Genomic DNA, 17,321 nt, shown 5'->3' with positions numbered 1-17,321 from the left:
CTGGCGGGCTTGGAGGGGAACGCTATTTGGCGCAAACAAGTTGAGCGAACCTGTCTCCATAATAAAAAGCAGTTTGTAGATCGTTTTCATGGATAAGTGACTCTTCTCCGGCGCTTGAGACCAAGCCGATGTTAGAACCTGTTCTGTTGAGCCCCAAATCATCGGTGTGCTTAGAGGCATCCAACCCCACCCAAAGCATTCCATGCTGGCAAGCAAGTGCAAAAAAACTCAGCAACGTTTGTTGTTGTTCTCCGTTAATGCTACCGCCTGTCGTAAACCCGCCGGCAAGTTTGTTGCGCCAAGCTTTTCTACAATATTGCTCGCTACTTGCATCCATAAATGATTTGAATTGGGCTGATGGAGAGCCCATGTAAGTAGGGGAGCCAAAGAGGATGGCATCGCAGTCATTGAGTTGCTCAATTTTTTCTTGGTTTATGTATCGACCTTCAACAATTTCACTAGGCAGAATTTCAATGCTGATGCTGCTTACTTGAGGGTGATGTTCAATTCCCTCTACTATATTTTGAGCAACCAACTTTGTTGCACCTGTCTTGGAAAAGTACACAACCCCGATTTTTTTGTCGTTCATAATTAAGCCTTATATTGATTACGTTATGAGAGTCTATTTAAAGGTATTGATTGAGTTTTTTATTCGACCACTTAACCTATTTCCTAACCATAGTGACTAATTCTTAGAACTTTATGGAATTAGGATGGAAGAGAGTTTCTAGTAAGGCCTACTGCCAAGTTGTATTGAAGCTCTCTGAATGGATATCAGCATGCTCTGGATATCCATTTCTTTAATTATATAAAGTTATTTGTTTACCAATATAGCTTGTTGGATAGTTAAGTAAACAAAAAACATTACTAATGTTTTGGGAGAGTGGTGGCTGAGACAATATGGAGCGTTGAAGAGTGATTCTCGGGTATTAAAAAGGGCTCTAAATAGAGCCCTAAGAATTTACTTGTTGATGGCAAAGGTCGGTAATGAAAGGTGCCAACGAATTGCGCCAAGCCTTATCAAGAGAGTGGAGAAAACCCCGGCTAGGAATGCGCTGGAGCTATCATGGCCCATGGCTAACGCAGTGGTATGGAAGATCCCCCCTACAATACAAGCAGTGGCATATACCTCGCTTCGTAACACCATAGGAACCTCGCGGGCTAGCATGTCACGGATAATGCCTCCGCCACAGCCAGTAATGACGCCCATGATGACAGCGACTAATGCTGAGTCTTGGTAAGCCATGGCTTTATCTACGCCAATCCCGACAAAGACTGCTAAACCGATAGCATCACAAACGGGAAGAACCCACCATGCTAGCCTTTTTGGGCGTCGAACGATGATCATTGTAAATAAGCAGGTAAGTAAAATAACCCAAAGGTAAGTGGTATCGGTGATCCAAAATACTGGAGTAGCACCTAAAGCCATGTCACGGATTGTACCGCCACCAATAGCCGTAACGCTGCCGAGAACAGCAACTCCAAAAGGGTCCATTTTTAAACGGCCAGCCAAAATCACGCCTGAAATAGCAAAAATAGCGGTGCCAAATAAGTCAATAAAGTAAAGCAGCATGGAATCCATGATACTAGCGCTCTTATAAAGTTAGGGAACAGGGTTTAGTGCGCGAATTGTACGAAAAATCTTGCTAAATAGTTAGCGATTTTGGCGTGCTTTATCGAAGAAATTACACACTTGCTGTATAGCGTTCAGTGTGCGCGGTGTTGGACGGTTAATCCAATCTGAATTGAGTGACCAAACTTGTTGTTTGGAGACGGCTGGAATTTCATCTTGCCAAGAGCGCCACATGTTACCGTTATCGATCGCATGTTGAGATGTGAAGATCACCTCTGGTGCATTAAGGACGACTTGCTCAATGCCGACTTGAGGGTAAGGGGAAGCACTGTTTGCAAAAATATTCTCACCACCACAAAACTCGAACACTTCACTTGGCCAGTGGCCTTGTGCGACCGAAATGATCGGCTTTTCACTTAACTGGTAAAAGTAGCGTACAGGAGAAGCGTCTTTATACTTATCTTTTAGAACCGCTAAGCGTTGTTTGTAGGCTTGGGCGTTTTTCAGGCCGACTTCTGGGTCATCTGAGTATTGACTAAGCTGCTCTATATTTGTCGCGATATTATCCAAGGTTTTTGTTTTTGAGTAGTAAATCTCAAAGCCAAATTGTTCTAGCTTTTCTAATTCTCTAGGCGGGTTTCCTGCTGGCCACGCTAAGATAAGGTCGGGTTGTAAAGCGATGATCTTCTCGACTTTAATTCCCTGATAGTTAGCAACTTTCTCAAGTTGTTGAGCTTGTGGGGGATAGTCACTGCGATCGCTGACAGCAACGAGTTTGTCGCCCAAACCAGCTTCATATGCCAGTTCTGTCGCATGTGGCGCAAGGCTGATGACTCGTTGAATGTCATCACTCGCCTGTGCTGAAAACGTAAATAAAACAGCACTGATAAGCAATGAACGGGAGTAACAAGTAGAGAGCAATTTATATTCCTTGATGGATGGCGAGCAATACGGCGCTTTGAAGAAGAATCCAAGCCATGATTCGCCAAGCGAGCATCTTTTGAAGTTGAGAAAGGTGTAATGCCGATGGAGCAATTCGGCCGCCTAATTTGGCGCGAATGGCTTTTTTGTCGTTGTAAATAGCAGGCCCGCCTAACGATAGCTCTAGTTTATGGCCTGCCGCAGTGATTAACCAAGCTGGGCCAGGCAAGGGCCAAGACTTACTTTGTTGCAGCATGTTCTGAAAGGTGTGAGTGGCTTTGGTGCCAAATACAATCATGAGTGCAAACAAGCGTAAGGGTATGAAATCGAGAACAGCAACAATGCGAATGACGGCTATACCAAATGGTGAAAACTCACTCCTGCTTGGTGACCATGCTCTGGCGAGCTCTGCAACCAATCGGTACATTAACGCGGCGATTCCACCACCAATGCCATACCAGAATAAAACGCAAATTACGTTTCTGCCGTAGCCCATGATGATCGTTTCGGCGCCTGCCTTACCTAATCCTAGAATAGAAAGGGTCTCGGTTTGACGGTTTACGACTGGAGAAAGTAATCGGCGTGCAAGTTTTTTATCTTCATTACCTAACGCTTTGATCAGTTGATTCGCGAGTTTTTCATTATTACGCCAATCTATCGCCAACAATAATAGCCCTAGCTCAAATAACTGAGGCTGCCAGACCAAAGGCTTGAGAGCCCAAAGAACAGCAAGTGCTGGTAAACACATTAGTAAGCTTGCTAGCGTACCCGACAATAAACTTTGTGAGTAACTATGATTATTGTTTACTTTGCTTGCGAGTAACTCTGCAAATTTATGCCAAAGAGTCGTGGGGTGCGCAGAGTAAGGAATAGGAAGAATTAAATGGAATAAAAGTGCGCCCCACATGACGAGGAGCACACCGTTCGCAAATATTTGTTCAAACATTGCTTGCATAACAGAGGGTTACTTCAGTAAATCAACCATCTTCAGCACCATTTCAGAAGAGCTTTGTGCTGCAAGAGGAAGGAACTCATCGAAGCTCATTGGAGATTCTTTGTCTGCTACGTCGGAAATTGCGCGAACCACTACAAATGGGACTTGGAATTGGTGACAAGCTTGAGCGATAGCTGATGCTTCCATTTCAACGGCAATTACTGAAGGGAAGTGTTTACGGATGAACTCTTGACGTTCTGCCGTGCAAACGAATGTATCGCCAGTACAGATCAGGCCACGCACTGCGTGCTTATCTTCCATTGCGGTTAGCGCTTTCTCTGCCACGGCCATTAATTTCTCGTCTGCTTTAAAGGCTGCTGGTTGACCTGCCATTTGACCAATTTCGTAGCCAAATGCTGTTACATCTGCGTCATGGTGACGAACTTCTGTAGAAATTACCACGTCGCCGAGGTTTAAACTTGCATCGAAGCCGCCAGCAGAACCTGTATTGATCACAACATCTGGTTGATACTCGCTTAGTAGAATTGAAGTACCAACCGCTGCTGCAACTTTACCAATACCTGACTGTAGCAATACAACATCAACACCGTTTAACTGACCTGAGAAAAAGGTACAACCGCCTTTGTTTACTTCTTGGATGTCAGTAATTGCTGTTTTTAGGATCGCAACTTCTTGCTCCATTGCTCCGATGATGCCGATTTTCATGTGTTATCTCTTTAAATAAAGTCGAAAGGAATAGTCGCTAAGTGTAGCAGGAACCAATCTAGTGAGCGACAGCAGCTTGTGCTATTGGGATTACTTAGTTAGTAATAACCCTTTTTGAGCCAGTATGCTTCTGAGCATTTCTGCTCGCTCGCGGTTCACCCCAAAATCTGAATGTCCCAACCGAGATTCAGAGCGCACAACTAGCTGATTATCAGCTAGTTTTAATTCTAAATCGTCGACAAATCGCATTAACTTCGTTGTACATTCTATTCGCAAATAGTTGTCTTGCTTCGCAGCTGTTTCTGCGCCAGGAAGTTCAAGTGCTGCCTCTTCAATTTGAGTGAGAGTGACGCCTTCTATTAACCAAAACTCTGTGAGTTGAAAATCATTACGAATATCTTGTGTCGAGACGCAATTCGGCTTGTCGCCGCATGGTTGCTCAGTTCTGTCAGTGATTGAAATATCGCTTTGGCTGCAAGCTGATAGAGCGAATATTGAGAGTAAAGATAAAGCCGTTTTCTTCATTGTTTTTCCTATTACTGGGTAAACAAATAGCACTACTATGATGGTAAAGATTATTGACGCAAAAAGAAAAAGGATCCATGAACAGGATCCTTTTATGTAAAATTGCTGAACGCTTAGATATCTAAATAATCCATGATCCCTTCTGCTGCTTTTCGGCCTTCATCAATAGCCGTCACAACTAAGTCGGATCCTCTCACTGCATCACCACCAGCAAATATCTTGGTATTAGTCGTTTGGTATTGGAACTCTTGTTGTTGGGGGGCTCTAATTCTTCCCCATTGATCAAGTTCCACTCCAAACGGTTCTAACCATTCCATTTTATGTGGCTGGAATCCAAATGCCATGATGACCGCATCGGCTTCAAGAATATGTTCACTGCCTGCAACAGGTTCTGGGCGACGACGGCCAGCTTCATCTGGCTCACCCAGTGCTGTTTTTACGACTTTAACACCATTAACTTTACCTTGAGTGTCAACTTCTAAACCAAGAGGTTGAAGGTTAAACATAAAGTTGACTCCTTCCTCTTTTGCGTTTTTAACTTCACGGCGGGAGCCAGGCATATTAGCCTCGTCGCGGCGGTATGCACAGATGACGTTACTTGCGCCTTGTCGAATAGACGTTCGGACACAGTCCATAGCGGTATCACCTCCGCCTAATACCACTACTTTCTTTCCAGCCATATCGACGAACGGGGCTGGGTTTTCCAATTCCATCACTTTATAGGTATTGGAAACAAGAAATGGCAGTGCATCGTACACGCCTGGTGCATTTTCGTTGTCTAAGCCTGCACGCATGTTTTTATACGTTCCCACACCCAGGAAAACCGCGTCGTAGTCGTCGACTAACGTTTGCAGGGCGATATCTTTACCGACCTCGACATTCATTTGGAATTCGACACCCATTTCGCTAAACACGCGGCGACGGTTTTCCATTACGCCTTTTTCGAGTTTGAATGAAGGGATACCAAATGTTAGTAATCCACCAATTTCCGGGTATCGGTCAAATACAACGGGTTTAACTCCGTTACGTACGAGTACATCGGCAGCGGCTAACCCTGCTGGACCAGCACCGATGATGGCGACTTTTTTGTCCGTCCACTCCACCTTTGACATGTCTGGCTTCCAGCCCATCTCAAACGCTTTATCGGTAATGTATTTTTCAATGTTGCCGATGGTGACGGCACCAAAGTCTTCATTCAAAGTACAAGAACCTTCACATAGGCGATCCTGCGGGCATACTCGGCCACACACTTCAGGCAGGCTGTTAGTTTGGTGAGAAAGCTCTGCTGCTTCAATAATTCTTCCTTCATTGGCGAGTTTGAGCCACTGAGGGATGTAATTGTGAACCGGACATTTCCATTCACAGTATGGGTTACCGCAATCTAAGCAGCGGTCAGCTTGAGCTTTAGCTTGCTGTTTGGTGAAAGGTTCATAAATTTCAACAAACTCAATTTTACGGATTTTGACGGGCTTCTTCGCTGGGTCTACGCGATTTACGTCAATAAATTGGTATACGTTCTGGCTCATATTTTGGCTCCTTCCAATTATTGCGCTTGAACACGTAGCTCTGCAGCACTTCGGCTTTGATGGCCTAGTAGTGTACGCAGATCAGCAGATTGAGGTTTAACTAGGTAGAACTTCGGAATCCATTCATCAAAGTTCGCTAAGATATCTTCAGCGTGGCTTGAACCTGTTTCTTCAAGGTGCTCAGCAATGAGGCCGCGAAGATGCTCTTGGTGAATGACCAGCTCTGACAAAGATATCGCGTCAACAGATTCACCATTTACACGTCCTTGGAAGTCGTCATTTTGGTCAAGCACATAAGCGAAACCTCCAGTCATCCCGGCGCCAAAGTTCACACCAGTCGCACCGAGTATGGCGACGATACCACCCGTCATATATTCACATGCGTTGTCGCCAGCGCCTTCGATGACAGCAATAGTCCCTGAATTACGTACCCCAAAACGTTCTCCGGCGGTACCTGCAGCAAACAACTTTCCTCCAGTGGCACCATACAAACAGGTGTTGCCGATGATGGTGGCTTCGTTACAAGTAAATGCAGTGCCTAAGTGAGGTTTGATAACTATCTTACCCCCGGCCATGCCTTTACCGACATAATCGTTAGCGTCACCAGTTAAATACAGTTCAACACCACCAGCGTTCCATACACCAAATGATTGGCCTGCGGTTCCGTTGAGATTCAGCTTAATTGGGGAGCCGGCCATGCCTTGGTTACCGTAACGCTTGGCTATCTCGCCAGAAATTCGTGCTCCTATCGAGCGATCTGTGTTGATTACATCGTAATAAAGGTTGGCGGCTTGTTTACTCTCAATTGCACTCAGTGCGTCATCCAGAATCTTTTGGTTGAGCTCTGCTTTATCAAAAGGAGCATTGGGCTCAGTCCAATAAACAGGGTGACCTGCAGGTGATACTGGCGTTTCTAAAATGCCAGATAAATCGAGTTTGTTTTGCTTAGCGGTCAAACCGTCGAGAGCTTCAAGCAGATCAGTACGGCCGATTAAGTCGGTTAGCTTTTCAACCCCTAATTCAGCGAGGTGCTGGCGTACTTCATCGGCTAGTCCGGTAAAGTAGTTCACCACCATGTCTGGTAGCCCTTTGAAGTATTCGCGGCGCAATGTTTCGTCTTGAGTCGCGACGCCTGTAGCACAGTTATTGAGGTGACAGATTCGCAAGAATTTACAGCCCATAGCAACCATAGGTGCAGTACCAAAACCAAAGCTTTCTGCACCTAAAATCGCGCCTTTAATGACATCGAGACCTGTTTTCAAACCACCATCAACTTGCAGGCGGATCTTATGACGAAGCCCGTTAGCAACCAGTGCTTGCTGAGTTTCGGCTAGCCCTAATTCCCAAGGACAACCAGCGTATTTCACTGAAGTCAGTGGGCTCGCAGCGGTACCTCCATCGTAGCCTGAAATAGTGATCAGGTCGGCGTAGGCCTTTGCTACACCTGTCGCGATAGTACCAACACCTGGTTCAGACACTAACTTCACTGAAACCAATGCGTTAGGGTTTACTTGTTTAAGATCGAAAATTAGCTGAGCCAAATCTTCGATTGAGTAAATATCATGATGTGGAGGAGGGGAGATCAGAGTGACACCCTGAACCGAATATCTCAGTTTAGCGATTTCTGCTGTGACCTTATGACCAGGCAGCTGACCGCCTTCACCTGGCTTCGCACCTTGCGCGACCTTGATTTGCAGAACATCCGCATTAGTTAGGTAATGTGGCGTCACGCCAAAGCGACCAGACGCAATTTGTTTGATGCGTGAATTTCGAACGGTGCCAAAACGTCGAGGGTCTTCACCACCCTCTCCTGAGTTGGAGTAACCACCCAAACGGTTCATTGCCGTTGCCAACGCTTCATGGGCTTCTGGACTAAGTGCACCAATCGACATCGCAGCGGAATCGAAACGTTTGAATAATTCGCTATTAGGTTCGACTTTTTCTAGTGGTAGTGGATTTTCTGTTTTCTTCAGTGACATAAGATCGCGAAGCATCGCGACCGGACGTGAGTTCACTTGCTGAGCAAAAGAATGATAATCTGACGCTTCGCCGGTCTTTACTGCGGTTTGCAGAGTGCCGACTACATCTGGGTTATAGGCGTGATATTCACCACCATGGACATATTTAAGTAGTCCACCATGTTCAATGGGTTTGCGTTTCGCCCATGCTTTGCGAGACAGATTGAAAATGTCTTGTTGGAAATCGCTAAAGCTTGCGCCTTGAATTCGAGTCGTTACGCCTCTGAAACAGAGTTCAACGACATCGCTATGTAAGCCAACGGCTTCGAAAAGCTGTGAACAGCGGTAAGAAGCAATGGTTGAAATCCCCATCTTCGACATGATCTTATATAGACCTTTGTTAATGCCGTTTTGGTAATTCTGCATTGCTTCACGGTAGTCTTTGTTTAGGGCTCCATCATCGATTATTTTACCTAGGGACTCATACGCAAGATATGGGTAGACGGCTGTTGCGCCAAATCCGAGTAAAACGGCAAATTGATGAGGATCTCTGGCCGTGCCTGTTTCAACAATGATGTTGGCGTCACAGCGAAGGTTAGTGTCTGCTAAGCGAGTTTGTACTGCACCCACCGCCATTGCCGCCGGGATTGGGAGTTTCCCTTTTTCTAATTGCTTATCAGAAAGAACAACTAATACAGTGCCGGCTTTAACTGCTTCTTCAGCTTGATCGCAAAGGTCGATGATCGCTTGCTTGAGATCTTTGTCGTCTGGATTGTAGTTAATGTCGAGAATCGAATGACGATAATGCTTTTGACTCAACCCAAGGAGTTGTTGCATGTCTGAGTAGAGTAAGATTGGAGAATCGAATGTAACTCGGTAAGCATGCCCGTCGGTTTCGCAGAAGACATTCATCTCTTGGCCAACGCTGGTGGCGAGAGACATGACGTGCTTTTCACGAAGTGGATCTATCGGTGGGTTGGTGACTTGTGCAAATTTCTGACGGAAGTAATCAGTGACTAGACGTTCTTTGGAAGACAATACCGCCATAGGTGTATCATCACCCATGGAGCCTACGGCTTCTTGTCCCATGTCACCTAGCACACGTAGCACCTGATCGACTTCTTCATTGCTCATCGCAAATTGTTTTTGATAAGTCGTCAGCTGATCTTTGTCGAAGCTTCGCTCACCTACTTGATCACCTTCTAGAGCAGAAAATGGCGTAAGTTTATGTACATTGTTTTCCATCCATTCTTTATAAGGATGGCGTCCTTTTAGATCATTATCGATCTCACTGGATTGCCACAGTTTGCCTCGTCGAGTATCGACGACGAGCAACTCACCGGGGCCTACACGGCCTTTTTCTGCGACCTCATCTGGAGCGTAGTCCCAAATACCGACTTCTGAAGCTAAAGTGATCAAGTTATCTTTGGTTATCACATAACGCGCAGGGCGCAGGCCATTTCTGTCGAGGTTACATGCCGCGTAGCGGCCATCGGATAAAACAATCCCCGCCGGACCATCCCAAGGTTCCATGTGCTTAGAGTTGAAATCATAGAATGCACGAAGATCTGGGTCCATGTCTGGGTGGTTCTGCCAAGCGGGCGGCACAAGCATACGCATTGCACGGAATACATCCATGCCACCAGCTAAGAATAGGTCGAGCATGTTATCTAGGCTGGATGAATCCGAGCCCGTTTCATTCACAAAAGGTGCTGCGGTCTGCAAATCTGGCAGCAGTGGCGAAGAAAATTTATATGCACGTGCTCGAGCCCATTGGCGGTTACCTTCAATGGTATTAATTTCACCATTGTGCGCTAAATAGCGAAATGGCTGAGCAAGAGGCCAACGCGGTTGCGTGTTTGTGGAAAAACGCTGGTGGAACAGACATATCGCTGATTCCATACGTAAGTCTGCAAGATCGAGATAAAATCTCGGAAGATCGGCAGGCATACACAAGCCTTTATAGACGATGACTTGCGTTGATAAGCTACAAATATAGAAATCTTTATCTTCGGTGATCTGTTTTTCAATTCTGCGACGAGCAATATATAAACGTCGTTCGATATCTCGTTCTCGCCAACCTGCAGGTGCTGAAATAAAGACTTGTTGGATGTCTGGAACTGAATCTTTGGCGATTGGGCCGAGGACCTCATCGTTAGTTGGAACTTGACGCCAACCTGCAACCGTTAGGGTTTCTTGTGCAAGTTCTTTATTAATAATGTCTTTTGCGGCTTGAGCTTTAATAGGATCTTGGCTGAAGAAAATCATGCCGATAGCATATTGTTTTCCTAGCTTTAGCTCGTTTTCTTCGGCGATTAATCTTAAGTAAGAGTCAGGCTTTTGTAGTAGTAGTCCACAGCCATCCCCTGTTTTTCCGTCAGCTGCGATACCGCCACGGTGGGTCATGCGGTCAAGTGCTGAAATTGCGGTTCGAACGAGTTTGTGGCTGGGCTGGCCTTCCATTTGCGCTATTAAACCAAATCCACAGTTGTCTTTTTCAAGACTAGGATCATATAGAGCCATTGCAATTCTCCCTTTGCTTCTCTGTCATCCAGACAGTAAATGACTAACTATTCATTATAGTCGTTGTATTTGCATAGTTATTTATTAATCGTTACTGAATCTGTTAACAATATTTATTGGTTTTATTTTCATCGATTTCACAACGTATAGCTAATTGTGCAAAAGGTCAAGTTTATGGTTATTTATCACGCAACCTTTGTAATACCTACGCAATTGTCTGGTTATGTTTATATATATCAATGGGATAAGGTTTTTAATGTTACAATTTTGCAACATTTATTTAAGGGGAAGAGCTGAGCGCAAAAACAAAAAAGGCTAGCATCGAGTGCTAGCCAAATATAAAAGTTAGGAAGGGTGTTGCTTTTCCTCTAGGCTAACGTCATTGACGTTAGCCCGAGAAATATTATGCGGAAAGCATTAGTGAATCGGCTTTCGCTTCTAGGTTTGAGTTGCCCATTAGGAAGTCATCAATGGCAATTGCACATTCACGACCTTCGTTAATGCAGCGAACGACTAGAGACTGACCTGTACGCATATCACCAGCGGAAAAAACACCTTTCTGGTTTGTTGCGTAACCTTCAGAAGCAACGTTACCGCGCTCGTCCAGTTTGATATCAAGTTGAGCAAGTACACCGGTTGGCTCTGGGTGTAGGAAACCCATCGCTAGGAATGCTTGGTCACATGGAATCACACGCTCTGAGTTTGCTACTTCATCAAATGTAGGGCGCTCACCTGGAGCTGCGTCTTTCCACACGATATCGGCGATACGCAGACCAGTCACTTCGCCTTGATCGTTACCGATGAACTCTTTAGTCAAGATGTTCCAGTGACGTTCACAGCCTTCTTCGTGAGAAGTCGTGGTCTTCATTATCATCGGGTATTGAGGCCAAGGCATGTTTGCTGGGCGTTTCTCTGGTGGGATCGGCATGATCTCAACCTGAGTAATGCTTGCTGCCTTATGACGGTTTGATGTGCCTACACAGTCAGAGCCAGTATCACCGCCACCGATAACCACTACATGCTTATCTTTAGCGTGAATCTCTTCTGTTTTCAGATCTAGGTTGTTAGCACGGCGGTTGTTTTGGCCAAGGAACTCCATGGCAAAGTGAACGCCTTTCAATTCACGACCTGGGATTGGTAGGTCACGTGGAACCGTAGAACCACCCGTCAGCAATACCACATCAAACTCTTGGCGTAGCTGCTGAGCGTTAACATCAACACCAATGTGTTGGTTAACTTTAAACTCAACGCCAGCTTCAGCCATTAGGTTGATCTTACGATCAATCACGTCCATGCCCAGTTTGAAATCTGGGATACCGAAACGCAGTAGGCCACCAACTTTCTCGTCACGTTCAAATACCGTCACCGAGTGGCCAGCGCTGTTTAGCTGTTCAGCTGCGGCTAGGCCTGCCGGGCCAGAGCCAACAATCGCTACGGTTTTGCCTGTACGAGAGCGAGGTGTTTTTGGTTTTGCGTACCCTTCACGGTACGCAGTTTCTACAATCGTTTTCTCGATATTACAGATGGTGATTGGGTCTTGGTTAATACCTAGTACACAAGCACTCTCACAAGGAGAAGGACACACACGACCTGTAAACTCAGGGAAGTTGTTGGTCGAGCTTAGGATGTTCCAAGCCTCTTCCCAGCTGTCACGGTAAACCGCGTCATTAAATTCTGGGATGATGTTACCAATTGGACAACCGCTGTGACAGAAAGGTACGCCACAGTCCATACAACGAGATGCTTGAGTATTGATCTTGTCGCCAAACTCTTCGTTAAGCACGAACTCTTTGTTGTCTTCAATACGAACCGATGGATCGAGCTTCTTTGGAAGCTCGCGACCGTGTTCTAAAAATCCAGTAGGCTTACCCATTATACTGCCTCCACTTCTTCCGTTTGTGCCTGTTGTGCTTCAGCTTTACGCTTCTCAAGAACTGCTTTGTAGTCGCGTGGCATAACTTTAATTAGTGATGCAACACTTGCTTCAAAGTTGTCTAGGAAAGACTGAGCAACTTCACTTCCTGTGAATTCAACGTGCTTGGTTAGCATATCTAGTAGAAGATCTTTATCTTCTTGTTCAATTGGATCTAGGTCTACAAGTTCAGGATTAAGCTTGGTTTCGAAGTCACCCGCTCTATCCCAAACATAAGCGACACCGCCACTCATACCCGCAGCAAAGTTACGACCTGTTGAGCCAAGGATAACGGCAACACCACCAGTCATGTATTCACAACCGTGGTCACCAACGCCCTCTACAACAACCTTCGCACCTGAGTTACGAACACAGAAACGTTCACCAGCCATACCGCGAATGAAAGATTCACCTGAGGTCGCACCGTAGAAACATACGTTACCAACCACGATGTTATCTTCAGCAACGATAGATGATTTCGCATCTGGGTACAGTACCAAAGTACCGCCAGACAGACCTTTACCCCAGTAATCGTTCGCGTCGCCTTCTACTTCGAACTTAACGCCTTTCGCAAGGAACGCACCGAAAGATTGGCCAGCACTACCGTGGAACTTAACGTTCATTGGTTGTGGTAAACCTTGGTCTTTGTAAACCTTCGAGATTTCGTTCGACAGCATGGTACCCGCAGAGCGGTCCGTGTTGATGATTGGGAAGGTCGCATTTACAGCTTCACCTTTCTCAAGTGCAGGAATCGCAGCTTGGATCAACTTGCGGTCTAGAACATCTTCTAGGTTGTGGTTTTGTTGTGTCTGGTTGTAGATACCATCTTCAGCACGCGCCTGTTCAATGTGCAGTACAGGTGTTAGATCTAGGTTCTTGTACTTCCAGTGGCCGATGTCGTCACGAACTTTAAGTTTGTGCGATTGACCTACCATCTCATCGATAGAACGGAAGCCAAGTTCAGCCATTACTTCACGTAGGCCTTCAGCCATGTATTGGAAGAAAGTTACTACGTCTTCTACGCGGCCGTCGAAACGCTCACGCAGAGTCTTGTTCTGTGTTGCGATACCAACAGGACATGTATTCTTGTGACACTTACGCATCATGATACAGCCTTCAACAACCAATGCTGCTGTTGCTACGCCCCATTCTTCAGCGCCAAGTAACGTAGCTACTGCAAGGTCACGTGGTGTTTTCATCTGACCATCTGACTGAACAACGATACGGTTACGTAGGCCGTTTTTCAGTAGTGTTTGGTGAGTTTCTGCTAGACCCAGCTCCCAAGGTAGACCTGTGTGACGGATAGAAGACATCGGAGATGCACCCGTACCACCATCAAAACCTGCGATAAGTACCACGTCAGCTTTCGCTTTCGCTACACCCGATGCAATCGTACCTACGCCTGCTTCCGATACTAGCTTCACGTTTACACGGCCATTACGGTTCGCATTTTTCAGATCGTAGATCAGCTGAGCCAAATCTTCGATTGAGTAGATATCGTGGTGTGGCGGTGGAGAGATAAGACCTACGCCAGGAGTCGAGTGACGCGTTGCACCGATCCAATCATCAACCTTATCACCAGGTAGTTGACCACCTTCGCCTGGTTTCGCACCTTGAGCCATTTTGATCTGCAGCTCATCAGCGTTAGATAGGTAGTAAGACGTTACACCAAAGCGACCAGAAGCCACTTGTTTGATTGCAGAGCGTTCCCAGTCACCGTTTTCTTTACGTTCGAAACGTGCTGGATCTTCACCACCTTCACCTGAGTTTGATTTCGCGCCAATGCGGTTCATTGCAACAGCCAGTGTTGAGTGAGCCTCGTGCGAGATTGAACCAAAGCTCATTGCGCCAGTAGCGAAACGCTTAAGAATGTTCTCGATGGGTTCTACTTCTACCAGAGGAATAGAGCCTGCAGGGTTTTTGATGAAATCCAGTTGGCTACGTAGTGTTGCTGCGTTGTCGCCTTGGTCATCGACTGCTTTTGCGTACTTCTTGAACTGGCCGTAGTCTTTGTTACGCGTCGATTCTTGAAGTAGAGAAATCGTTTCTGGGTTGAATAGGTGCTTCTCACCACGTTGTTTCCACTGGTAAACACCACCAACATCAAGGATCTGAGCTGGGATTTCACGAGCTGGGTAACCAACACGGTGACGAACCAGTACTTCACGAGCGATGTCGTCGATCGTTAGACCTTGAATACGAGAAACAGTACCGGTGAAATATTTTTCAACCACTGATTTGCTTACACCAAGTGCTTCAAAGATTTGTGCACCGTGGTAAGACTGCAGCGTCGAGATTCCCATCTTAGAGAAAATCTTTAGTAGGCCGCCGTTAACACCTTTACGGTAGTTATCGAATAGCTCACGTGGATGTACGTTTGGATCTAGTTTCTTCGTACGTTGTAGTTCAACAATCGTTTCAATAACTAGGTATGGGTTAACTGCGTTCGCACCGTAACCGATAAGCGTTGCAAAGTGGTGTGTCTCACGAGCGTCGCCCGTTTCAACAACGATGTCACACTTAGCACGTAGGCCTTTACGGATTAGGTGGTGGTGAACCGCACCAACGGCCAGCATAGCTGGAATAGCGGCATGGTTAGAGTTAACCGCACGGTCTGTCAGTAGGATGATAGAGTAACCATCAATCACTGCGTCTTCCGCGTATTGGCAGATACGCTTCAGTGCACGCTCTAACTTACCTTGGTCGCCATTTGCTTGGAATACGATATCCAGCGTCTTCGCTTGAAGGTGCTCGTTATCGATTGCACGCAGTTTTTCTAGCTCTGAGTTAGAAAGTACAGGAGACTCAAGCTCTACTTTTTGACAGTGTTCAGGTGTTTCAGTAAGTAGGTTCTGATCTTTACCTAGGTAAGTGTTCAGAGACATAACCATACGCTCACGAATCGGGTCGATCGGCGGGTTAGTTACTTGTGCAAACAACTGTTTGAAGTAGTTTGAAAGGTGCTGCGATTGGTGAGAAAGAATCGCTAGCGGCCAGTCAGCACCCATTGCAGAAAGTGGCTCGTAGCCCGTTTTCGCAAGAGGTAAAATGATTTCGTTAACTTCTTCAGAGCTCACACCAAACGATTGTTGTTTGTGGAGAAGTTTCTCTGGAGAAGGTTGGCTAAATTCGTTGCTCGCATCTGGTAGCTTTTTCAGGCTCAGAAGGTTCTCTTCAACCCATTTCTCATAAGGTTGTGCTTTAGCAATACTATCTTTCACTTCTTCATCAGAAATGATGCGGCCTTGCTCAAGGTCAGCAACGAAGATACGACCAGGCTGTAGACGACCACGGTACTCAACGTTTTCAGGTGCAATCTCAACAACACCAGACTCAGACGCCATCACTAGGAAGTCGTCTTTCGTTACTGTGTAGCGAGAAGGACGTAGACCGTTACGGTCAAGTGTCGCACCTACTTGAACACCATCGGTGAAACATACAGATGCTGGGCCATCCCATGGTTCCATTACGTTCGCGTGGTACTGGTAGAACGCGCGACGAGTTGGGTCCATGTTTTTGTTTTCTTGCCATGCTTCCGGGATCATCATCATCAGTGCGTGTGGCAGAGTACGACCTGAAAGAACAAGTAGCTCAAGCGCCATATCGAAGTTTGATGAATCCGAGCTACCTTCCTGACAGATAGGAAGCAGCATGTCGATTTCAGCTTGTGTAAACAGATCCGATTCTAGGATTGCTTCACGTGCTTTCATCCAGTTCAGGTTGCCGCGAACCGTATTGATTTCGCCATTATGCGCGATATAACGGAAAGGCTGAGCTAGACGCCAACGTGGGAATGTATTGGTAGAGAAGCGAGAGTGTACTAGTGCTAGAGCTGTTACCATGGTTGGGTTTTGCAGGTCTAGGAAGTACTGAGGAACTTGTTCAGTTGTTAGCTGACCTTTGTACACCAATGTCTTGTAAGACATAGAGTTGATGTAGAAGTCATCACCGATATTTGAAACGCTTTCTAGACACACGCGAACGGTGTAGTTACGTAGAACGTACAGTTTGCGCTCAAGCTCTTCTGGAGTAATACCAGGGCCGCCAGAGATAAATACGTGTTCAAATTGAGGTTCAGTGCTTAGTGGGTCAGCACCAATCATTGAATTGTCAGTTGGAAGTTCACGGTAACCGATTACTTCTAACTCAAGGCGTTGTGCATTGCGTTCTAGAATGTCACGACACTGTGCACGTTTGTGTTCATCTTTAGGGAAAAGTACAACACCAACACCATATTTTTCAAAAGATGGCAGCTTAATTCCAAGCTTTACGGCTTCTTCTAGTAAGAATTCGTGCGGCTTCTGTAGCAGGATACCCGCACCATCACCAGAACACGGATCGCAGCCTTGGCCGCCACGGTGTTCCATACGTGCAAGCATATCGAGTGCTTGAGTTACTACATCATGAGATTTGCGATTCTTTAGATGTGCAACAAAACCGATACCACAAGCGTCATGCTCCAATTCAGGAGTATACAGACCCTGTGAGTTCTGCTCTTGATCTACCATAGATACATCCTTCCAGTTAAATCTAGGCGCAACTTATTTGTATAAAGTCAGCCTTGTCCTTTTATATTTATGGGTCTAAACCTGCCTATGCTGGCGGTTTGAATCCTTTCCGTATCTCGCAGGAAAAGTATTGCGAGAAAAACAATCCTTGGTGATATCCGTTTATTTTTAGCCACAAACTAGTGGTTTATATCGGTGGGAGTGGGATATCACCG

At 46.0% G+C, this 17,321-nt stretch carries 10 protein-coding genes; all 10 read right to left on the bottom strand.

The features are described from left to right. Positions 1 to 22: 22 nt before the first annotated feature. Positions 23 to 589, bottom strand: a complete 567-nt coding sequence (locus tag ELZ11_RS15555) for a flavodoxin family protein (RefSeq protein WP_137358342.1) — start codon at positions 587 to 589, stop codon at positions 23 to 25. Between the two features lie 372 nt (positions 590 to 961). Beyond that, complete coding sequence (locus ELZ11_RS15550; protein ID WP_137358341.1) at positions 962 to 1,582, bottom strand: TRIC cation channel family protein; 621 nt, start codon at positions 1,580 to 1,582, stop codon at positions 962 to 964. Positions 1,583 to 1,654: 72 nt separating this feature from the next. Beyond that, a complete protein-coding gene (btuF, locus tag ELZ11_RS15545; protein ID WP_244291674.1) occupies positions 1,655 to 2,467 on the bottom strand; it encodes a vitamin B12 ABC transporter substrate-binding protein BtuF in 813 nt (270 codons plus the stop codon). 28 nt (positions 2,468 to 2,495) lie between these two features. After that, on the bottom strand, positions 2,496 to 3,449 hold the full coding sequence (locus ELZ11_RS15540; RefSeq protein ID WP_137358340.1) for a cobalamin biosynthesis family protein: 954 nt from the start codon (positions 3,447 to 3,449) through the stop codon (positions 2,496 to 2,498). Positions 3,450 to 3,458: 9 nt separating this feature from the next. Next, a complete protein-coding gene (mtnN, locus tag ELZ11_RS15535; protein WP_137358339.1) occupies positions 3,459 to 4,154 on the bottom strand; it encodes a 5'-methylthioadenosine/S-adenosylhomocysteine nucleosidase in 696 nt (231 codons plus the stop codon). Between the two features lie 90 nt (positions 4,155 to 4,244). Beyond that, complete coding sequence (locus ELZ11_RS15530; protein ID WP_137358338.1) at positions 4,245 to 4,679, bottom strand: DUF1499 domain-containing protein; 435 nt, start codon at positions 4,677 to 4,679, stop codon at positions 4,245 to 4,247. Positions 4,680 to 4,792: 113 nt separating this feature from the next. Then, complete coding sequence (locus ELZ11_RS15525; protein WP_137358337.1) at positions 4,793 to 6,205, bottom strand: FAD-dependent oxidoreductase; 1,413 nt, start codon at positions 6,203 to 6,205, stop codon at positions 4,793 to 4,795. A gap of 17 nt (positions 6,206 to 6,222) precedes the next feature. Next, positions 6,223 to 10,686 (bottom strand): glutamate synthase large subunit, encoded by a 4,464-nt coding sequence (gene gltB / locus ELZ11_RS15520; RefSeq protein ID WP_137358336.1) that lies wholly within the window; start codon positions 10,684 to 10,686, stop codon positions 6,223 to 6,225. 403 nt (positions 10,687 to 11,089) lie between these two features. Next, a complete protein-coding gene (locus tag ELZ11_RS15515; RefSeq protein ID WP_137358335.1) occupies positions 11,090 to 12,559 on the bottom strand; it encodes a glutamate synthase subunit beta in 1,470 nt (489 codons plus the stop codon). Then, on the bottom strand, positions 12,559 to 17,106 hold the full coding sequence (gene gltB / locus ELZ11_RS15510; RefSeq protein ID WP_137358334.1) for a glutamate synthase large subunit: 4,548 nt from the start codon (positions 17,104 to 17,106) through the stop codon (positions 12,559 to 12,561). The genes ELZ11_RS15515 and gltB (ELZ11_RS15510) overlap by 1 nt, the downstream gene beginning before the upstream one ends. Between the last annotated feature and the right edge of the window lie 215 nt (positions 17,107 to 17,321).

The sequence above is a fragment of the Vibrio profundi genome (genome assembly GCF_005281835.1).
GTDB lineage: Bacteria > Pseudomonadota > Gammaproteobacteria > Enterobacterales > Vibrionaceae > Vibrio > Vibrio profundi.
The sequence above is the reverse complement of the archived record's forward strand: the minus strand, read 5'-3'. Positions and strand labels throughout refer to the sequence as shown.